This window comes from Enhygromyxa salina (genome assembly GCF_002994635.1).
In the GTDB taxonomy this organism is placed as follows: Bacteria; Myxococcota_A; Polyangia; order Nannocystales; family Nannocystaceae; genus Plesiocystis; species Plesiocystis salina_B.
Genome location: NZ_PVNL01000048.1, coordinates 15,483 through 35,162 on the forward strand (window position 1 = coordinate 15,483; position 19,680 = coordinate 35,162).

Below are 19,680 nucleotides of genomic sequence, written 5' to 3' on the forward strand. Positions count from 1 at the left end.
CGTGAAGCTCGACTAGCCGATCGGCACGAAATTCTCGCAGGCCTCGCTGATCACCGACACCGACTCGAGGAAGAACGGGCTGTAGTCAGGCTCGCAGATCGACGCGCGGCTGCTGTTCTCGAACAGCTGCAAGAACTCGCTCATGCGTGGCGAGGGGACCGACTCGACCCCGCACAGCGGCATGCCGAGGTCCCCATCTGGCAGCAACCCCAGGACCACGACCGCCTCGGGTTGCCCGCCCTTGGCCGCGACCACGGCGTCGTACCACTCGCCGGGCTCGCCGAGCGAGTGCTCGTCGGGCTCGTCGGTGATGATCGTGACCACCAAGATCGCGTCGTCACGCACGAAGCCGTCGTTGCACTCGCCGGGATCGACGAGCTCGGGGCTGACCGCGCGGACCAGCGCGCCCATTGGCCGCTCGGTGTCGCTGCCGTCGACGCCGACCTTGGCCACGCACGAGAACGCCGAGAGCAGATCCGGCTCGCCGGCCTGCACGTAGCGGCTGTCGCCAGCCAGCGCGCAGTCCTGGTTGCTGGCGGCCTCGCCCATCGGCGCGATCACGCCGCCGCCCAAGGTGATGTCGCACAGGGTTGGCGGCGGCGTCTGGCAGTCGAACTCCGGCGCACCCGGGCAGCTGTTCAAGGTCATGCAGGCGTTGGCGCAGTCGGTCCCACCCCACTGGCCGTCGCTGTCGACGACCATCACGTGCCAGTCGTCGGCCGCGACGTTGTCCATCATGGCCGCGACCAGACCCGGGAAGCTCGCGATCAAGTTGGCCTGGTTGTCGGCCATCGAGCCCGACGAGTCGATCACGAACAGGAAGTCGATCTTCTCGCAGCCGCTCTGCGCCGCCGTGGGCACGTCCATGTCGCCCTGCAGATCGAGCTTGGCGCCGGTCGTGGACTCGTCGGTGTCGACGCCCACGCCCGTGTCCTCTTCGGTGCCGATCCCGTTCTCCGCCCCCGAGGTCTCGCTCGGGGTGCCCCCGCAGCCGCCCACGAGCACGGCGCCCAGGACATAGCCATAGACACGGCCAGTCAACCGACTCACGAGACACCTCCGCGGCGGCGCAGCAGACCCAAGCCGAGACCCGCGCCGAGCAGCCAGCCCAGCGGCGCAGGGTGTGTTGGCGGCGCGTCGGTGCGACAGCTGCACCCATCGCCGCCGGCCTCGGCCGCCCCGCTCCCGTCGCCCGTGCCCGCGTCGCCCGTGCCATCGTCGGCGGTCCCGCCCTGGTCACCGCCGTCACCGCCCGTCTCACCGGCCGAGCTGCCGCCATCGCCATCGCCCGCGGGATCACCATCACCATCTCCGGCGTCCCCGTCCGCGTCCCCATCTCCGTCACCGTCACCGTCACCTGGCGGCTCGTCACCGTAGAGCGTCTGGGCGACGTTGGAGGGCAGCGTGAAGTCGTTGAGCCCCACCCGATAGTCGAGCGCGGCGCTGCTGTCGTACAGCCCGTAGTCTGACAGCTCGATCTTGAAGCTGCGGTCACCGATCTCGTCGGCGCCAAGGTTGCCGAGCTCCCAGACGACCTCATCGCCGACCAAGGTGCCGCCGTCGGTCGCGGACACGAAGGTCGTGTTCGGCGGCAGCTGAGCGCGGAGCATCGCGTCGAGGGCCGTGGCCGCGCTCGCGTTGACGTAGGTGACGTCGACCTCGACGTCGGGGACCGGCGTGAACGCTGGCGCCGCGGTCGCGATGTTGAGGCTGGGAAGCCCGTCGACCGTCGCGCACGGGGCCTCGAACAGGGAATTGAGGAACAGCCGCGTCCCCTGCGTGTCGGCGTTGGCCGAGATCGGGAGAGCGGTGCTGTACTCGTGGCCGCCGAGGTAGCTGATCTTGCCGAGTGATCCGCACTCGGGCTCGCTCGGGGGGCAGGTCCCGTCGAGGTAGCCGGTCATCCACACGTCTTCGACCCCAACCGGTGTGCCCTCACCCGTGATCATCGTGATCCCGCCGGCCAGGTACTCGTCGCCGGGCGGCAGCGTATAAGAAGGTTCGCTGCCGCCAACGGTCTCGAACGGCCCGTCGAGCTGCGCGTAGGGTGAGCTGAAATTGAAGTGCTCGACGGCGTCGGGCCGGTCGCCAATGTCGAACCCGTGGGGGGTCAAGAAGAACCCGTGCGGGTCGAGGTTCTCGAACGCGTTGACGGCCTGACACTCGGCGAAGAAGTGGACCGGGTTGTTGAGGTACTCGCGGACCTCGGCGACGACCTCGGGGTCATCCTCGGCCGCGCCGACGCCCCAGTGCATCGACATCAGCTGACAGTAGACCGGGTCGCCGTCCTCATCGAACAGCGAGCCGTCGCGGTGGTTGGCTTCGGTTGGGCCGCTGAGCTCCTCGACATCGAGCATGTCGGGGCTGCTGTCGGGCCACGAGAGATCGCCAGTCGAGTCGGGGATCCCGGCGGCCGCCATGTAGCCCCGCGCGATCTTTTGGTTGCCGTCGGCGATCATCGCGATGGTGGGGGCCACCACCAGGTAGTGGCCGACGTCGGCCTCGAACGCGGCCGTCGTCTCGTGCACGGCCACGTTGGGATTGGCCTGCTGCCAGGCCATGATGATCGGCAGCGCCGCCGCGGCGTCGCTCGAGTCGATGATCCACGGACCGCCGCGGTAGTCGTGGATCGGGACCGGCTCTCCGCTGGCGACGTCCGTGGCCGAGGCGCTGAAGTCCGCCCCGTCTTGCAGCTTGTCTGGGTTGATCGCCCAGCGGACCGGGACGTCGTTGCTGAGCAGCTCGTAGACCAGGCCATAGGCACGCAGCATGCCCATGTCCTGGTAGTCCGTGTCCATGGGGATGATCAGCGTCCCCGCGTCGAACTGATCCTTGTCGGCGTCGCCACCAGCGCGGGCCTCCGGGGACATGACCAACAGACCCGCGAGCCCCGCCGCCCACGCCCACCCCTTGGTTTCTGCCGCTATCATCATCCTCGATTAGAGCATTCTGGCTCACGCAATTCCAAGCCATGACTACACAAATATTAACTATCAATACCAACATGCATTTGCTGTCGTCTCGATCACGGAAGTTGCGCCCGAGTGACGCCCCGACATCACAGGCGCATCCGATGCCGGCCCAGGTGCGCTGAGGTCGTGAACCCATCCACACACGGCGAGGCTCTGGCCCACTACCGGGGTGTCCTCATGAAGTGCGTGTTCCTCGTCAACGATGTCGCCGACATCGATCCCAGCATGACAACGGCGATGTTGCTCGAGAGCGCCCAAAACCGCGGCTTTGGGGTCTTCGTCGGGGACGTCGCCAAGCTCGGGGTTGGCGTTGACGACGCCGTGCGAGTTCGAGCGATTCGTCATCCTGACCAGAGCGAGCATGACCTGGTGCTGCACGCCGGGGACCTTGTCGTGATTCGAACGAACCCCGGTCGCGACACCCGCGTGGGCGTTCACCAAGCTGGCTTGGACTTGATGGCCCTCGCGCAGCACCAGGGTGTCGTGGTCCTCAATGAGCCTGCAGGGCTGCGGCGGGCGACCAGCAAGCTGTACTCGACGCGGATCCCCCCGGCGTTTCGGCCCCGCGCGCTGGTCAGCCGCGACCCCGCGGTGCTCCGAGCGTTTGTGGACAGAGGCGCCGCGGCCAGCGTGCTCAAGCCCCTGTCTGGCACCCGCGGGACCGACGTGTTCAAGGTCCATCCCGGCGACCCCAACCTCGGACAGATCATCGAGGTGCTCACGCGCGGCGGCATGGCGATCGCGCAGGAGTTCCTGCCCGAGGCCGCCGACGGCGACGTCCGCGTGATGGTCCTCGACGGCGAGCCGCTGCGCGTTGGCGACGCTGTCGCCGTCGTTCGCCGCAAGCCAACCGGCACCGACTTTCGCAGCAATGTCCACGTTGGCGGGGAGCCGGTCGCCGCCGAATTTACGCCGCGGCTGCGCGAGATCGTACAGGCCGTGGGTCCGCTGCTGATGAGCGACGGCTTGCGATTGTGTGGGCTCGACGTGATCGGCGACAAGATCATCGAGATCAACGTGTTCGCGCCGGGTGGACTGAGCGATGCCAATCGCTTCTATGGCGTTGACTTTACTGGAGCGATCATGGATTCCTTCGTGGCCAAGCGAAGCTGAGCATGTCGATGTCCACGTCAGCGCCGGCCACCGTCGTCGAGCGCTTCGAGCCCGAGGAACTGCCCGCGGGTCAGATCAGCCGGCTCCTGCTCCAGCTGGCCCACGACGGCCTCTCACGCCCGATCGAGCTGCCGGTGTTGGTCGCTCGCGGCGCCAAGCCTGGTCCAATTCTGGGCCTGACCGCCGCGCTGCACGGCAACGAGCTCAACGGGATTCCGGTGATCCAGCGCTTGTTCGAGCGCCTCGATCCCAAGACCCTGCGCGGCACGGTGGTCGGCGTGATCGTGGTCAACGTGCCGGGCTACCTCAATCACGAGCGGGGCTATGGGCAGTGGGACCTCAACCACATGTTCCCGGGCAACCCCAAGGGCAACGCGGCCGCGGTCTACGTCAGCCGCCTCGTCGATCGACTGATCCGTCGGCTCAACCTGCTCGTGGATCTGCACACGGCCAGCGTCGGTCGGGTCAATTCGCTGTATGTGCGGGCCGACATGACCAACCCGGAGGCAGCCCGCATCGCCTATCTGCAGCGACCGCAGATCATCGTGCACAATCCGCCGTCAGACATGACCCTGCGCGGCGCCGCGGCCGAGCTCGGGATCCCGGCTGTCACCATCGAGATCGGCAACCCCCAGCGATTTCACAGCGACTACATCAAGCGCACCCTCACCGGGCTGCGGGCCGTGCTCGCCGACCAACGCATGACCCGCCACCGCACGGTCAGCCTGGGCCCGGCGCCAGTTTTGTGCGAGCGCTCGCACTGGATCTACACCGATCACGGCGGCCTGCTCGAGGTGTTCCCCGAGGTCACCGAGCACGTCGAGGCGGGGCAGACGATCGCGCGGCTGACCACGCCGTTTGGGGATCTGATCGGCGAGTACGCCACGCGCGAGTCGGGCGTGGTGGTCGGGCACAGCGTCAACCCGGTCGCCGAGACCGGCGCTCGGATCCTCCACGTGGGGGTGCCCGCATCCGAAGGGGATCCGCGGTTTTATCCGCGCGATCCACTTCCAGCGTCCGAGTCTGGCTCGGACGAGGCTGAGTAGCGCTCCGGGCTCAGGCGATCGACACGAGCTCGAGCCGCTGGGTGGCGAGCGCCGAGCGGAGACCGTCTTGCAGCGCCCGGCAGGTCACGATCCCATCGAGATCGACCCCGAGCTCGACGATCGTCCGGGCGTTGTGCGGCGACATTCCCACGAGGATGACCTGGGCGCCGAGCAGCCGGACCGACCGGGCGAGGCGAACGATGAGCTGAGCCGCGTCAGTGTCGAACACCGGCACCCCCGAGATGTCGAGGATCGCCACCCGGGCCCGGGTCTTTGCGATCTCGTCGAGCAGCCGCTCGGTCAGGAGCCCGGCGCGGAACCGGTCGAAGGTCCCGACCAGCGGGACCACGAGGATCCCCGGGACGACCGGCGCGATCGGGGTCGAGGCCTCGCGGATCAGCTCGAGCAGCTGGGTCTTCTCGTCGAGCGCGACCCGGAGCTCGGCCAGCTGCGACTCGTAGCGCTCGATGTCTCGCTTCGCCGCCTGGCGCTGCAGCGCGTCGTCGCGCTGGACCATGAAGTGGGTCGTGCTGACCGCCAGGTGTTCGTAGCACCACTGCTCGATCGCCCCGCGCTGGTCTTCACGCCCGAGCTCGAGGGCCCGCTCGCGCAGCAGTCGGGTGAAGAAGCACAGGTCCGAGTAGCCCAGACTCTCGGGCAGGAAGGTGGTCACCATCGCGACCGCCGCCGCGCGCATCGCTTCGGCCTTGCCGGTCACGCTGTCGCGCTCGAGCGCATCGACGGCGGCCTCGACGTGCACCCGGCAGACGTCTTCGCCCAACAGGCTAAACGCGCTCATCCGGCGCTTGGCCAGGCGCGCCGTGAGGGACGAGAGCAGCTCGGTGCGGGCGGTTGGCTCGAACAGGGGCATGCAGCGCTACCAACTGACCCGATAGACGCACATGGGCCCGGTCTGTTGCTGAATGCATGAGCCGGGGCCGTGCTCGACCAGGGGCGAGATGCCGTAGCGCATGCAGGCCCCTTCGAGGATGCCGATCACCAGGGTGCAGCGCGCTCGGTAGGCCGTGCACTCGATCACCGCGTGGTGCTCGTCCTCCCACTCGCAGGTCATCGTGCCAATGTCGGGGCCACGGGCGTTGAGCGCCCACCAGTAGCCGACGCTCGACAGGATCTTCTGGGCGCTGTCGATCTCGGGCGGGTACACGGCGGTCTCGACCATGCTCCGCCCAACCTTGATGACCGCCGCGCGACCGAGCTCGCGCTCGATCTTGTCGAACAAGTCGAACGCCCACTCGAGCTCGTACCAGGCCTCGGGGTCGATGCGGTCGACTCCACTCTCAGCGAGGAGCTTGTCGACGACCGCCTGATGTTCGGAGAGCCCGACGACAAAGCTGCTCAGCGCGGCCCCGCTGTACTCACGCATCTCGCCGGGCTCGGTCATCATGTGACCATATCCCCATGCGACACCCAGGGTCGAGATGCGTGACATGCGTAAACTCGCGGACCACGACTCGGGGCATGTCCAATGGATCATATCGATCAGCGGACGACTGGCCCCGAGTCGGGCTCGACCGAGCGTCAGCGTTGAAGACCACGCAGCAGCGTTCCCGTGCGCTGCACCTTCACCGTCACCGGCTCGGCCGCTTCGACGATCGTCTCGAACAGCGTGTAGCCAGGCCGGGTGGGATCGAGCCCACGCTTGCGCAGCTCGTCGCGGGCCGCGGCGCTCAGCTCGTGGGTGTAGACGCGACGTTGGAGGCGAAGGTAGGGCTGCTGCGCCACCGCGACGCCGTCGATCGACAGCCCCGCCGCGCTGCGCTGCTCGAGCAGCGTCCACGTCCAGGGGTCGGCCGCCACGTCGGTGTCGTGGCGAACCCCGAGCTCGTAGGCGAGACACGCCCGGCCCGACAGCGGGGCCCGGAGCGCTCGTTCCCCATGCAGGCGCCCACGCAGCCGCGCTCGCGTGCGGCCCCGCGGGCGAGGCTCGTGCCGCCACGAGTTGGCAAACCGGGCCCGCCGACCCGACGCGTACTCGACATAGGCGGCGTGGAGCATGACCCAGGCCGTACCTGCCATGATCGGCAGCAAGATCCACCCACCGATGTCTTTGATCGTGAGGGCTCCGAGCAGACCCCACACGAGCAGGCCCGCCACCTTCACCAGTCCGCTGCGCCGGGCGCCCGAGGTCGAGCGCCGCGTCTCGTCTTGGGTGATCAGCGCCTCGACGACGGCGCCCGCTCGCAGGTTGGCCCAGGTGTTTGACGCTCCGCAGCCCTCACACGGGTGCTGGGGACGTCGGTCGGCCGGGCGATCCTCGGCGAGCGCTCGGTAGGCGTGTCGGTCAATCTCGACCGGATGAGGCGGAACCTGAAAGCCACATTCGGCGCACTGCCAGTGACAGTCGAAGTTGGCCGATTCCGTGAATGTGCGGCTCGTGGTCGGCGCCATTGCGCGCGGCCGTCCACCACCTGCCATTCCACGTCCGAGTCTTGCGATAGCTTGTCCAGCGGCGAGTGCGGCTCCAGGCATGCGGCGAGCTACTGCCGCTGCGAGGCGGTATTCCGCTAGCGAGATGCGCTCTGCGGTTCACAGCTCGACGCTGACCAGCCCCGCGTTGCGCTGCGGCGCGCGGCTCAGCCCGGCTTCGACCAGCGCCTCGGCCGACATCCATCGGGCCTGCTCGCCATATTGCACAATGAACTCGAGCACCCCGCCCAGCGCCAACAACAATCGATCTCCGCCGCGCCGATCAATCGCCACAATCGTCGGGTTGACCTCCAGCGCCGGGCCCAGCAGCAGGGCCTGACCGCAGGCCAGCGCGCGCGGCCCCTCGCCCGCGTGCGCGAGGAAGCCGACACAATCGCCGACGATCCCCACGACCGCGCGGCGATACCCGAGCGCGAGCACGGCCAAGCTGCTCGACATGCCGCCGTACGCGTGCTGCTGTGAGCGCAGGCTGTGCAGCTCCAGCGCCGCGGCCTCGAACAGCTCTTGGATCCCCGCCGCGTCAGTCCGCCAGCTCGGCGCGGTCGAGCGCGCCCGGATCACGGCCCGCAGCGTCGCGGCGGCGGCGACCTCGGCGGCCGGACCCTGCCCGTGACCCTCGGCCAGCGCGTAGAGCCGCAGCTCGTCGTCCGCGAACGCTTGGCAGCACGAGCCGGGCCCGATCCGAGCGCGAACGAGCGCGGCGCTGGGCCCCTCGCTTCGCCTCGAGTTTTCGCCGACGTAGTCCATCGAGTCTTGGCTTTGAGCCACGCAGACACGTGAAGGGTTCAGCGCGCTATCATCGGCCCGAATGCTGTTCCGACTGCTGGTCGCCGCCGACCGACGGCCCCTCGCCAAGCGCCTGAGCGCGCTCGTGGGGATGCAAGACGTGCTGGTCCGCAGCATCGAGCTCGACAAGGGGCTCGTCGAGGTCGTGCGCAAGAACCGCTACGACGCCGTGGTCGTGGGCACCCGCTCGTTCGCGGGCGTCGCCGGGTTGGTCGCCGCGCTCCGGGCCTCGAGCGCCCCTCCCGAGGTCGTGATCGTCACCGAGACTCACGATGTTCAGAGCAGCGCCGCGGTGCTCGCCGCGGGCGGCCTCGGGGTGCTCACGACCGACTTTGGTGACGACGAGCTGCGCACCGCGTTCGAGACCCTGATCGAGCGGGCCCGGACCTTGCGCGGGGCCGCCACGGCGCTGGAGCAGAGCAACGCGCGGCTCGGTCAGCCCGGGGAGCTGGCCGACGACCCGGCCGCGGACCTGGTCGCGGATCTCGTCGCGGCCAGCCCGGCCATGCGACGGGCGATCGAGGTAGCCAAGCGCGCCGCGGTGGCCGAGAGCACCGTGCTCCTGCTCGGCGAGACCGGCGTCGGCAAGGAGCGGATCGCCCAGCTCGTCCACGTTCAGAGCCCTCGGTCCAGCGCGCCCTTCATCGCCATCAACTGCGCGGCGATCCCCGCCGAGCTGGTCGAGAGCGAGCTGTTCGGGCACGAGCGCGGCGCGTTCACGGGCGCCCACCAGGCCCGGCGCGGCCACTTCGAGCGAGCCCATGGCGGCACCTTGTTTTTGGACGAGGTCGCCGAGCTCCCGGTCGCCGCCCAGGCCAAGCTGCTGCGCGTGCTCGAGGATCGCCAGCTGCGACCGCTCGGCTCGGACAAGCTGATCCCCGTCGATGTCCGCCTGATCGCCGCGACCAACCGCGACCTCGGGATCGAGATCGACGCGGGCCGGTTTCGCTCGGATCTCTACTACCGCTTGGGCGTGATCGAGCTCGAGCTCCCGCCGCTGCGCCAGCGCATCGAGGATCTCAATTGCCTGCTCGACCTTCAGCTCGCGCGCTTCAACCTCGCGCTGGGCCGCCGGCTCCGCGGGTTCACGCCGCCCGCCCGGCGTGCGCTCGAGCGCTACGCCTGGCCCGGCAACGTCCGCGAGCTGATCAACGTGATCGAGCGGGCGGTCCTGCTGTGCCTGGGCGACGAGATCAGCCTCGAAGACCTGCCCCGCTCGATCGCCCGCTCCCAGGATCCACGCCCAGACCCAGCGCCGCAGCAACCGCCGCCAGCGCCGCCACGCGAGCAGCTCGAGCTACCCGAGGCCTGGCTCCACCTCCCCTGGCGAGAGGTCCGGGACGCGCTCCTGCGTGACGGTGAGCGGGTCTACCTGAGCAACCTGCTCGCGCGGACCCACGGGCGGATCGGTCTGACGGCCCAGCACGCCGGGCTGGCCGAGCGCTCGCTGTTCGAGAAGATGCGGCGTCACGGCCTGCGCAAAGAGGACTTTCGCCGCGCCACCGAGGCCGACCCCAAGCCGCCCGGCGAGCCACCGACCGAGGACTGAGTCGGACTCGCAGCCTCCGATCGGAGCTTCGCGCGTCCCCGACTCGGAGCTTGCAGATCCGATTATGGCCAGCGCTAGCCGCTGATCCACCCAGCGTGCCACCAGGTTTGGTTCGGCATGAGCCGTGCAGTGCGACGCAGCGATGCACACGGCCGCCGCCTCCATGGGTTCACTCCCGGAGCTGCTTCGCAACCATCAGCCGCGGCTACGAGCGATCTGTCGGCGCATGTGCGGCCCAGATGACGACCCCGACGACGTCCTGCAGGACACCTACGTCGAGATCGTCCGCCACCTCTCTGGGTTCCGCGGCGACTCGTCGTTCATGACCTGGGCGACCGCCGTCGCGCGCAGCCAGCTCAACCGCCACCGCCGTCGGCATCGCCGGCACGCGCTGCGCGACGACGCGATCGACACGGCCTCGCGCAGCTACCCGGCCTTGCTCGGTCGGGGCGAGCGCGAGCCCGAGCTGCAGGCCTGCACCGACTCGCTGCGAGCCTCGCTGCTCACCGCCCTCGCCGAGCTCACCGAGCTCGACCGCGAGGTGTTCGTGCTGCGCGAGCTCGAGGGCATGACCGCCCCCGAGGTCGCCAGCGCCCTCGAGCTCTCGGTCCCGGCGGTCAAGTCTCGCTTGCACCGCGCGCGTCGATGCCTGCGCGCAAATTTGGACGGCGACCCCCGGGTGGTCGAATTACGTTGACTCTGATCGCTCGCTTGGATGTGCTCCCTTTCAGACACGCGGGGGCTCGGATCCCCACAGAGGTCCACGATGCCACAAGACAACATCAACCCAGTCGCAGAACGGTCACTCGGTGGCGGACCCGCTTCGGTGGGTCACGATAGGCAAGAAGCGCTTCGTGCTTTGCTGGCGCGCTTCTCTGAGCACCACGGCCGGAACCTCCTCGCTCGCAAGCGGCGTCAGCTCGACGAACTCATGGCCATGCTGTTCGAGCACTTCGAGGATTACGGTGTCGAGTCCGTCTCACCGGGACCGGGCTCCCGGTTCACGCGGGGCGCAGTATCCGCTGGCTGGCTCGTCGATCGTCTCGAGGCGTTCGAAGACGGTGAGCTCGCGGACACGGTCGGTGATGACAAGGACATGTTACGCTTCGCCGAGACCACACTACGAGCGCTCGCTCGCTGGCTCCCGCGCGCGGTCGCGTGAGCCGAGCCGAGTCCGGCGGTGCTCGACGCCCCGGGACGAGTCGCCCAGGCATGTGGCGCGAGCCAACCAGCGCTGCACTGCGAACAGGCGTCCGCAAGCGGGTCACGAGCCTGGCCCGACCTGAAACCAGTCATGAAGTTCATCCTGCTCTCTCAAAACCCGCGCCTGTACTCCACCAATCGCATGCTCGAGGCCGCGCAGGCGCTCGGTCATGAGATTGAGCTGGTCGACTTCCGACGCTGCTGCGCCAGCCTCGAGCCCGAGAACCCGCGCGTGCTGCTGGGCGACCACGCGCTCACGGGGATCGACGCCGTGATCGGCCGGATCGGCGCTTCGTCCAGCATGTACGGGGCCGCGATCGTTCGCCAGTTCGAGATGCAGGACATCTTGTGCGTCAATGGCTCGCAGGCGATCGCCCGCTCGCGCGACAAGCTGCGCGCGCTGCAGATCCTGACGCGCAAAGGCCTCGGCCTGCCGCGCACCGCCGCCGCCGCGCACCCCGACGACGTCGACCGACTGCTCAAGGCCGTCGGCGAGCCGCCCTACGTCATCAAGCTCGTCGAGGGCACCCAGGGGCTGGGCGTGATCAAGGTCGACACATTCCTCGCAGCCCGCTCGGTCGTCGAGGCCTTTCACGGCTTGTCGGCCAATATCTTGGTCCAAGAATTCATCGCCGAGGCCGCCGGTTCAGATCTCCGCTGCTTTGTCGTGGGTGACAAGGTCATCGCGGCCATGCGTCGACAGGGCGCCCCCGGCGAATTCCGCTCCAACCTCCATCGTGGCGGCCACGCCTCATCGGCCGAGCTCTCGCCGGTCGAGCGCAAGACCGCCATCGCGGCGGCCAAGGCGATGGGACTGCGGGTCGCTGGCGTCGACATGCTGCAGTCCAAGCGCGGGCCGCTGATCATGGAGGTCAACTCGTCGCCGGGGCTCGAGGGGATCGAGACGGCGACGGGGATCGATGTGGCGGGGGAGATTATTCGCTACATTGAGAAGCATGCGCCCAAGGGGCACCGCGGCGACCGATCTACCGCTCACTAGAGCGGCGACCAATTTTAATTCACGACGCCACGTGCCGGCGAACTCGCTCGCTACCGAGCGACCGTTTAAGCCGTTCAACGGGGACGAGCGCGAGCTCGTGGGATGCAGGTGCGCGACGTGGCCGTCAGGAGGGATCACGAAGTGCGTGGTGTCTTGGCGGTAGCGCTGCAGATCGTTGCCGCGCGACAACCCATCACCCCGAAGGCGTGCCGACGTTGCTGAGCGCGTAGCCAGTCATGTCTTCTCGAGCATCGGCACGTGCCAGGCGACGCACTCTTCCGTGCCCAGGGCAGGAACTGGTTGTTGTTCGAGGTCTGGATGCCAGGCATCCCGTTGCTCTCCTGGCGAAACTGCTGATCGGCGTAGATCTTGGTGACACCGCCGCTGCGCTTGGCGACCGCGACGTGGCCCGAGAGCGCGACGGAGGTGCGGGAGGGCGAGCCGTTGTTGTCGGGCCGAACGATGTAGCGCCCGACCTCGGTCACGGTCTTGGTGTCGATCTTGGAAATCGTCCCTTGCGAGCTGTTGGCGGCCCACAGAAACGAGAATTCGAAGTCGTCGTTGCCGCCGCCGCACTGCTCGCTGCCGTCGGGGACGGCGAGCGTGTCCCACTTGGGCTTGTTGCCGTCTTCACCGCTGTCGCCGTCGCCGTCGCCGGGGGTCGTGTCCGCGTCGCCGTCGCCCGGATCCGTGTCGCCGTCGCCGTCGCCGTCGCCGTTTTGGTCGGCCGACGCCGAGTTGCCTTCGGCGCTGTTGTTGCTGTCGCTGGTCTCCGCGACGGTCCCGGCTCCCGGCGGCCTCGCGGCGAAATACACGCACTCCTCATGCTCCCCCATGGGTTGGGGGGTACGTGTATTCGACGCACCGCGAGCCGCGGCTACTCGACCGTGAACGAGCTCGCGACCTGCTCCATCCACGGGCGAAGCGCGTCGAGGTTGGGGATCGGGCCGACGTCGCGGACCTGCAAGGTCACGCGCACGACCTTCTGCGTGGTTGCCGAGGTCCGCCAGACTCGAACGCTGACAAATTGCTTGGAGGTCTCGATGAACGACAGCAGCATCCCGCCGTCCTCGAGCTGCTCCTGCCGGGTGATCTCGGCCGGCTGGGGGTGGGTCTTGATCTTGCGAGCGAGGGCCTCCAGGTCGGCCGGTGGAAAGCTGTCGATCTGCACGGTGAACGACGGGTCCATCAGCGGGTTGCGGCCGTTCCAGGTGACGTACCCGGGGAACGTGCCGTCGCTCTTCTTCACCTCGCGCGGCAGCAGCAGCTCGGCCGGCGGGAGCTCGATCGAGAACGCGATCCCGTCGACTTCGTCCTCGACCTTGGTCAGCGCGACGGTTGGCCAGTCGGAGCTGGGCTTGCTGGGGTCGAGATCGTCCCCGCTGGCCTTGTCTTCGGCTGGGGGGGCCGCCTCGGGCTTGGCGGCGGCGGCCTTGTCGTTGTCGTTTGCTGGCTTTGGCTGGCTGTCGCACGCGGCGACGCTGGCGACGGCCAGCGCGAGGATGACGACCTGGAAACGGACAATTCGGAGATGGCGCTGCACGTCGCGGAGCTTCCTCGTGAAGCACCCGAGTGTCAACCTGCCCGCTCGTGCTCGAGATCGGTCAAAAAATTGTCGAGGATCTCGCGAGTGGCGTGGGGCATGACGATCACATGAGCGTGAGGCTCACGCTTGCCTTCATGGGCGATGGTCATGGTCGCCAGCGTGTACGCGTCCACGATCTCCTCGCTGGGCTGCCGAAAGTAGATGGTGTTCGAGAGCGGGCTGGCCCGGACCGGGCTCAGCTCCGGGAAGTGGGTCTGCATCTGGTCGTACACATAGCTGGTGTCTCGCAGGATCTGCTCGGCGTCGTCTCGCTGCCTGGCGAACGCGCGATCCGTGCTGAAGAACACAAACTCCGCGGGCTTGACCGCGTCCCGCGAGCAGGTGATCGTGCCGGGGACTTGCTGCAAATATTCAGGATCGTGAACCTGGCTGAATAGCTCGTGAAATTGCGCAAATGCGGCGTGTGTCGAGATGAACAATCCCGCGGGCGACGGGAAGCCGAAGAACTTGTGACAGGACACCGCGATCGAGTCATAGCGTGGGGCGCCACTCGACGACCCATCCTTGCGTTGCCACAGACGCGCGGCGAACGGGGTGTGCGGCAAATAGCCGCCAAACAGCGCCGCGTCCACGTGCACGTAGGCCGTGCGACCAACGAGGGCCGCCTGGATCTCGTCGAGCGAGTCGACCGCCCCCTTGAAGGTCGTGCCGATCGTCGCCACGACCAGCGCCGGTTGATTGGGGTATTCGGACAAGCGCTGCGCGAGCGATTCGGCGCTCATCCGACCGTCGGAGTGAGTGCCAACGTCGATCCGCTGGAGCCCGAGCAGGTCGGCGAGGATCTGGATTGAATAGTGCGCTTCTTTGGTAAAGTAGATGTTGGGCTCAATGCCCGCGTGCCCCGATAGGATCGTCCGGCCCATGTACAGCCCATGCATGTTGCTGTCGGTGCCGCTGTTCGACAGGAACCCCCACGTGTCGTGGGCGGCAAACCGGTACAGCGCGCCAAATCGCCGGACCAGCTCGCGCTCGAACATGTGGGTGTTGAACGCGATGTGACTGTGCTGGTAGGGATCACCGACGTTGTTGAACGCAAACTGACCCAGACCCACCGCCTCGAGCTCGCGCCGCCACGCGAAGAACTCTGGAGGTGGCGTCGCCATGTTGACGGGGTAGCCCAACATCAGCTGCTTTTGCTGAGGCAGCCCGGCCATCGCCCGGAGCCGCGGATCTGCGAGGTCCGGCGCAGCAGGGCTGCGACCCGCGGGACCGTTCCCATGCCGGGGGTAGCACCCTGCGCCCGCGAGCGCGGCCGCGGTCGCGGTGAGACCCAGAAACCCACGCCGATGAAACGCGTCCATCCCTATCTGTATGCATTGGACGCTGGGCTCGCTCGCGCAAAAATGTCGACCACACCGGAGCGCGGCGCGGCCGGCGAAGATCAGGGCTCGACGATGCAGCCCATGGGGATCTGCGGCGACAGGTTGGGGAAGCCGTACTCATAGATCTCGAGGTATTCCCCCTGTAGCTCGACCCACTCGGGCCCGATCGGCGCCAGCGCCTGCCCCTGGGCGCTGGTGACCGGGACGGCGCCGGGCGAGTAGTGTGGGAACAGCCCGGCGCGCGCCTCGTACTCGGGCAGCTGATTCACGTTTTCGAACTCCTGCTGCATGTACGCCGCGTTCGTGCACACGGCTGGCTCGATCGGGACGCCGAATTTCACGAAGAGATCCGTGGGCTGGGAACCCGGGGTGATGGCGATCGCGTTGGCGGGGGCGCTGTAGGCGAAATAGACGTTGGGCTCCACGTACCTCGAATTCTCGTACTTTGGCGCGTACCCATAGTAGTCGTACGAAAAGGTCATTCCAAAGCTGATACGAAAGTCCGCCGGGTCGACCCCGGTCGGATCCGCCATCGGCTCGGAGAAGCGTAGCAGCAAGAACGCGCCGGTCTTGTCCGTCCACGCCGTCAGCAGCTCGGGCGGTACGCCGTCCCCATCACCGTCGCCCGCGTCTCCGGACCCCGATCCCGATGCAGAGCCCGATCCAGAGCCAGAACCGGAGCTCCCCGTCTCGTCGTCGCCACCGGCCTCGAGCGTCGGCGCCCCCGGAGGGCCACAGCCGAAGCTCGCTACCGCGATCGCCGGCCACAAGAGGTCCCCCAACCGCGGGCGGTCTGTTTCCATCGGCCGAGCGTCCCACCGCTCTCGCGCGCCGGCAAGCGAATTGCCACGCATGCGCTGTGGCAAAGTCTCGCTCACACCCGTGAGCTCGTCTTGCTCGTTCGAGCGGGCCTGAAGAAGTCACGGCCCTGGCGTGCTGGCAGAGCGTCTCGCGCGTGTTCCCGACGGGCGCGCCGGGGCAGACGCTCAGTCTGGATCCCCCTTCCGCCCCCGGATCAAGCGCTCGGCATGACCGGCAGCCGCCGCTGAGTCTGCTGGGTCTCGCGCTCCGCCAGATACTCCTCCCACTTGCGAATCGTCAACCTCTGAAACTCGTGCACAGCCGGGCTCAATTCGGCGACTGGCGCATCATAGTGCCGCTCATACCCAACCTGCTCAGCCTCGACAGCCGACCCATCCTCCTCGAGCAGTGGCCGCATCAACAACCGATTCGCAATCCCCAAAATCGGCACCATCAACCGACGCGGAATCCCAACCGGCAAGAACGGAATCTTGAGCTGCTTGTAGTAAAACAAGAAAAACGCCCGAGTCGTACGCTCATCAATCGGCAGCACACAGCACCAATGCTTGATCCAATCATCAGTATTCGACCACTGATGCGGATACTCATAGCAAAGCTTCATATGACTGGTATTCGCAGACCCCCGCGGCACAAAGCTACTATAAAGCTTCCCAGCCGCGACCTCAGTGTCATATTCGACAAACACCTTATCCCCCTCGACCGCGAGATGAGTCAATCGCGGATTCTTGAACGGCTCATACTTCCGATGCAGATACTCGTGCGTAAAATCCGACACATTGTCGATAATCATCGAGTGGTGAGCCTTCCACGTAAAATCCACCGGCACACAAGCCCACGCGTTCGGCCCCTCGAGCTCGGGGATCTCCGGCATCGGCACACTGGCAGCCCGCTCACGATCCCCCGGAAACAGCCAGATCAACCCATAGCGCTCGCGCACCTCGAAGTCCGGCAAGCGAATATTCGGCATGTTCTTGTCAAACAGCTCATGCGGAATGTCGACCAGGCGCCCGTCGCCATCGAAGGTCCACCCGTGATACGGGCACACCACCTGGCAGCCACGAACCTCGCCGCCGGTCAGCTTGAGCTGACGGTGCGCGCAGCGGTTCTCGATCGCCCGCAGCTGCCCATCCTGCCCGCGGAACAGCGCGAACTCCTTCCCCCAGAACGTCACCTCGATAATCTCACCGGGCTTGACGGCGCCGACGTACTCGACCGGGTACCAAAAATTGGGGTTCATGCCGGCCGCGCGGACCTTCTGGCGCCGGTTCTTGGCCTCGGTAAAGCTGGGGATGCGAAGTTTGGTGGACATAATCAGTAGCTCTGGGTGAAGTTCAGCGTACCGGAGCAGCGTCGGCAGCAGGCACGGACACGCGGGCGTCACGCTTGATCATGCCCTCGCGCAGGAAGAACTCGTAGGCGTCGCTCATGGCCTCCCGCATGCTGGTCGGGCGATACCCGAGCTCGCGGCGGGCCTTGCTGGTGTCGACGTGACGGCGGGCCTTGAGCACCGCGATCGAGCCAGGCGTGAGCCGCTGCGACGCCTTGGGAAAGAAGCGCGCGAGCGTCCCGGAGTAGACGGTCGCCACGGCCCCGACCAGGTCGATCGGAACCTCGATCAGCTCGCGCTTGACCCCGGCAATCTCACGGAACGTGCCAAACAGCTGGCTGATCGTGAGGAACTCCGTGGCAAACAGATACTTTTGCCCCTTGCGCCCATACTCCATCGCGCGCAGGTGGCCGTCCGCAATGTCGACACCGCGGACCCAGGTAAAGCCACCTTCCACGTAGGCGCGCAGCTTGCCATTGGCGAGATCACACAGCGTCCCGCCCATTCGCGAAGGCAGGTAGTCCCAGGCGCCCACGCAGCCACACGACGTCGCGATCACGGCGTCGAGCCCCTCGGCCACGGCCTTGAGCACTTCGTGCTCGGCCAGCGCCTTGGTGTGCGCGTAGGGCATGGTGTGCCCAAACGGATAGAACGGGAGGGTCTCGTCGCTGGCCTGACTGGGATCGTCGAGGTCGAAGCCGGTCGCCGAGAATGACCCGGTCATCACCACGCGCCCAACCCCCGCGTCGAGGCACGCGCGCAGGATGTCGCGGGTGCCGATCACGTTGATATCGTAGAGCGAGCGCTGCTCGGCCGGGGTCGCCGTGGCCGTCGAGATCTTGGCGGCGATGTGGAACACCCGATCGACGCCCTCGACCGCGCGACGCAGCGACTCGAGGTCACGCAGATCACCCTCGACCCGCTCGATCGGCAGCCCGTCGATGCTGCGGTTGTCGGCGCGCGCCTGCACGAGCGCGCGCACGTCGTGGCCGTCGGCGAGCAGGCGACGGACCACGTTGGATCCGAGGTGACCGGTCGCGCCAGTGACGAGCACCTTGCCGGCGGCGATGCCCGCAGGCGGGTTGCGTTGCTGATCGGTTGGTTCGACGTCGCTCATGAGCCCTCGCGCGGTGGTCGCCTGGCTATCACAGGCGCGCGAGCTTGCTGCGTGCGGCGCAGCACACTCGATGCCGCGAGCGGATAGAGCGCCGAGTCGACAGCGGCAGGAGCCGGTCCAGATGTGCCTGGGGCCGTGAATCCAAGCCAAGCGCGGCTCTGGGCTGGCCACCTGGTCGCCCGATCCTCGCGCCGCCTTTCTCACGCTGGCGGTGCTTCGTCTGTCTCCCCGGCTCGCGCGCGCCGCTCGGAGCTTCGGTGAGCGTCAGCGCCCCACGCTCGACGCCGTCGGTGAGCGCGAGCTCGAGACGACCGGACGACCGGTCGTTGGGTCGGTGGAGGTGGTCGTGCAACATCGCGATCGCCTTGCGCTGCCAATCCGTGAAGCTGACGCGCAGCGACGACAATTGCCCCACATGAGTATGGCGAGTCCAACGCCACGCGGCGCAGGCGACGACGCTCTGCGGGGTGCGACTCCTCGGCACAATTGAACATCGCCACATAGCCGTGATGACCACAATGGCCACGCTCACGAGCATGAGCACGATTCACTCGATTCGGCGTGTTCCTGCGCCGCCCGGACGCCTGCCACGCGGGCGGCTGTTCGAGCGCAAGCGAAAGCTCTGCGCATGCCTGCGCGGCCTGGTTGCGGGTCAGGGCTTGTCGGCCCGCGGGAACCAGCCCACGAAAGAGCATGACTCTCGACGAGTTCGCCCAGCTACAAGCAAATGATTTGGTCGAGTGCGCGGGGATCGAGCGGCGGGTCGTGCGAAACTACGGCCACGAGGTCGACCTGACCGACGCCGAGGGCGTCCTGACAGTCCGGCGCGAGTACGCGGGGCGGATCTGTTTGCTGCATCGTGCCAACCCGGACGCGCCGTTGTTCCGCGATCCGTGGGTTGCCGTGGCGCCGCACCTGCAGCTCGTCAACCTGGTGCGAGCGCGGATCGGGCAGCGGCCGATCGACCGGAACTCCAACTACTCGCCCGCCGACATCGAAGCCGACGCGAGGTTCTACGCGGCGACTCAGAGCTGGGCCCGCGCCCGCGCTCGCGAGCTCGGCATCGCCTCGTGAAGCCGCGCTCGTCGCAGTCCCGGACCCAGAGCTGGGCCCCGCGCCCGCGCGCTCGACATCGCCTCGCCAAGCCGCGCTCGTCGCAGTCGAGACGAGCCCGGTTCGAGAACCGCCCCGACACGGACCGCTGACGGGCCCGGGCAGCGCGGCCAGCCGGAGCCCGCGTGGCACGCGCGCCCAATTTTGAGCGACCGAGCGACCGAAATTTGGGCTCCGCCACGGGCACCTGACCCGCCGCGTCCGTGCGCAGCCCGACGGGCGCCGCGAGCGAGCGGTGCGGAGCAATTCCCGCTAT

20 protein-coding genes are annotated in these 19,680 nt (G+C 67.5%); 7 read left to right on the top strand and 13 right to left on the bottom strand.

The window, feature by feature from the left end; translation table 11 throughout:
* Positions 1–12 precede the first annotated feature (12 nt).
* Positions 13–1,050 (bottom strand): hypothetical protein, encoded by a 1,038-nt coding sequence (locus ENSA7_RS12235; protein WP_146157613.1) that lies wholly within the window; start codon positions 1,048–1,050, stop codon positions 13–15.
* Complete coding sequence (locus ENSA7_RS12240) at positions 1,047–2,930, bottom strand: DUF11 domain-containing protein (protein WP_146157614.1); 1,884 nt, start codon at positions 2,928–2,930, stop codon at positions 1,047–1,049. Before ENSA7_RS12240 ends, ENSA7_RS12235 begins: the two co-directional genes overlap by 4 nt.
* A 168-nt stretch (positions 2,931–3,098) precedes the next feature.
* On the opposite strand from ENSA7_RS12240, the gene ENSA7_RS12245 reads away from it, so the two are divergent.
* Positions 3,099–4,085 (top strand): ATP-grasp domain-containing protein, encoded by a 987-nt coding sequence (locus ENSA7_RS12245; protein WP_146157615.1) that lies wholly within the window; start codon positions 3,099–3,101, stop codon positions 4,083–4,085.
* Between the two features lie 8 nt (positions 4,086–4,093).
* Positions 4,094–5,131 (top strand): succinylglutamate desuccinylase/aspartoacylase family protein, encoded by a 1,038-nt coding sequence (locus ENSA7_RS12250; RefSeq protein WP_106089474.1) that lies wholly within the window; start codon positions 4,094–4,096, stop codon positions 5,129–5,131.
* Between the two features lie 10 nt (positions 5,132–5,141).
* On the opposite strand, the gene ENSA7_RS12255 is transcribed toward ENSA7_RS12250, so the two are convergent.
* The 4 genes from ENSA7_RS12255 to ENSA7_RS12270 all read right to left on the bottom strand — a co-directional run bounded on the left by ENSA7_RS12255 (position 5,142) and on the right by ENSA7_RS12270 (position 8,347).
* Positions 5,142–6,002 (bottom strand): STAS domain-containing protein, encoded by an 861-nt coding sequence (locus ENSA7_RS12255; RefSeq protein WP_106089446.1) that lies wholly within the window; start codon positions 6,000–6,002, stop codon positions 5,142–5,144.
* 6 nt (positions 6,003–6,008) lie between these two features.
* Positions 6,009–6,533 carry a hypothetical protein gene (locus ENSA7_RS12260; RefSeq protein WP_146157616.1) on the bottom strand — a complete coding sequence of 175 codons (525 nt, stop codon included), beginning with the start codon at positions 6,531–6,533 and terminating at the stop codon, positions 6,009–6,011.
* A 137-nt stretch (positions 6,534–6,670) separates the two neighbouring features.
* Entirely contained in the window at positions 6,671–7,540 is an 870-nt protein-coding gene (locus tag ENSA7_RS12265; RefSeq protein WP_106089448.1) for a hypothetical protein, read from the bottom strand.
* 138 nt (positions 7,541–7,678) lie between these two features.
* A complete protein-coding gene (locus ENSA7_RS12270; protein ID WP_181233674.1) occupies positions 7,679–8,347 on the bottom strand; it encodes a hypothetical protein in 669 nt (222 codons plus the stop codon).
* Positions 8,348–8,387: 40 nt separating this feature from the next.
* On the opposite strand from ENSA7_RS12270, the gene ENSA7_RS12275 reads away from it, so the two are divergent.
* The 4 genes from ENSA7_RS12275 to rimK all read left to right on the top strand — a co-directional run bounded on the left by ENSA7_RS12275 (position 8,388) and on the right by rimK (position 12,117).
* Entirely contained in the window at positions 8,388–9,914 is a 1,527-nt protein-coding gene (locus ENSA7_RS12275) for a sigma-54 dependent transcriptional regulator (protein WP_106089450.1), read from the top strand.
* Between the two features lie 142 nt (positions 9,915–10,056).
* The gene (locus tag ENSA7_RS12280) at positions 10,057–10,611 is read left to right on the top strand and encodes an RNA polymerase sigma factor (protein WP_106089451.1); all 555 of its coding nucleotides are present in this window, start codon (positions 10,057–10,059) and stop codon (positions 10,609–10,611) included.
* A gap of 234 nt (positions 10,612–10,845) precedes the next feature.
* Positions 10,846–11,076, top strand: a complete 231-nt coding sequence (locus ENSA7_RS12285; RefSeq protein WP_146157618.1) for a hypothetical protein — start codon at positions 10,846–10,848, stop codon at positions 11,074–11,076.
* A 132-nt stretch (positions 11,077–11,208) separates the two neighbouring features.
* Entirely contained in the window at positions 11,209–12,117 is a 909-nt protein-coding gene (gene rimK, locus ENSA7_RS12290; RefSeq protein ID WP_106089453.1) for a 30S ribosomal protein S6--L-glutamate ligase, read from the top strand.
* Positions 12,118–12,251: 134 nt separating this feature from the next.
* Here the strand turns inward: rimK and ENSA7_RS43565 are convergent, their stop codons facing one another.
* The 7 genes from ENSA7_RS43565 to ENSA7_RS12330 form a co-directional block, all read right to left on the bottom strand.
* On the bottom strand, positions 12,252–12,953 hold the full coding sequence (locus ENSA7_RS43565; protein ID WP_181233675.1) for a hypothetical protein: 702 nt from the start codon (positions 12,951–12,953) through the stop codon (positions 12,252–12,254).
* A 41-nt stretch (positions 12,954–12,994) separates the two neighbouring features.
* Positions 12,995–13,660 carry a hypothetical protein gene (locus ENSA7_RS12305; protein ID WP_146157619.1) on the bottom strand — a complete coding sequence of 222 codons (666 nt, stop codon included), beginning with the start codon at positions 13,658–13,660 and terminating at the stop codon, positions 12,995–12,997.
* Between the two features lie 32 nt (positions 13,661–13,692).
* Positions 13,693–15,024, bottom strand: coding sequence for a pyridoxal-dependent decarboxylase (locus ENSA7_RS12310; protein ID WP_219907954.1), 1,332 nt, complete (start codon positions 15,022–15,024; stop codon positions 13,693–13,695).
* 80 nt (positions 15,025–15,104) lie between these two features.
* On the bottom strand, positions 15,105–15,848 hold the full coding sequence (locus tag ENSA7_RS43570) for a hypothetical protein (protein ID WP_181233676.1): 744 nt from the start codon (positions 15,846–15,848) through the stop codon (positions 15,105–15,107).
* A 212-nt stretch (positions 15,849–16,060) separates the two neighbouring features.
* A complete protein-coding gene (locus ENSA7_RS12320) occupies positions 16,061–17,176 on the bottom strand; it encodes a Rieske 2Fe-2S domain-containing protein (RefSeq protein ID WP_106089476.1) in 1,116 nt (371 codons plus the stop codon).
* A gap of 22 nt (positions 17,177–17,198) precedes the next feature.
* Positions 17,199–18,311 (bottom strand): NAD-dependent epimerase/dehydratase family protein, encoded by a 1,113-nt coding sequence (locus tag ENSA7_RS12325; protein WP_106089458.1) that lies wholly within the window; start codon positions 18,309–18,311, stop codon positions 17,199–17,201.
* Between the two features lie 28 nt (positions 18,312–18,339).
* Positions 18,340–18,837: a hypothetical protein gene (locus ENSA7_RS12330; protein ID WP_146157620.1), complete on the bottom strand. Its 498-nt coding sequence runs from the start codon at positions 18,835–18,837 to the stop codon at positions 18,340–18,342.
* A gap of 167 nt (positions 18,838–19,004) precedes the next feature.
* Between ENSA7_RS12330 and ENSA7_RS12335 the strand changes: the two genes are divergently transcribed.
* Complete coding sequence (locus ENSA7_RS12335) at positions 19,005–19,385, top strand: hypothetical protein (RefSeq protein WP_146157621.1); 381 nt, start codon at positions 19,005–19,007, stop codon at positions 19,383–19,385.
* The last annotated feature ends 295 nt before the right edge of the window (positions 19,386–19,680 follow it).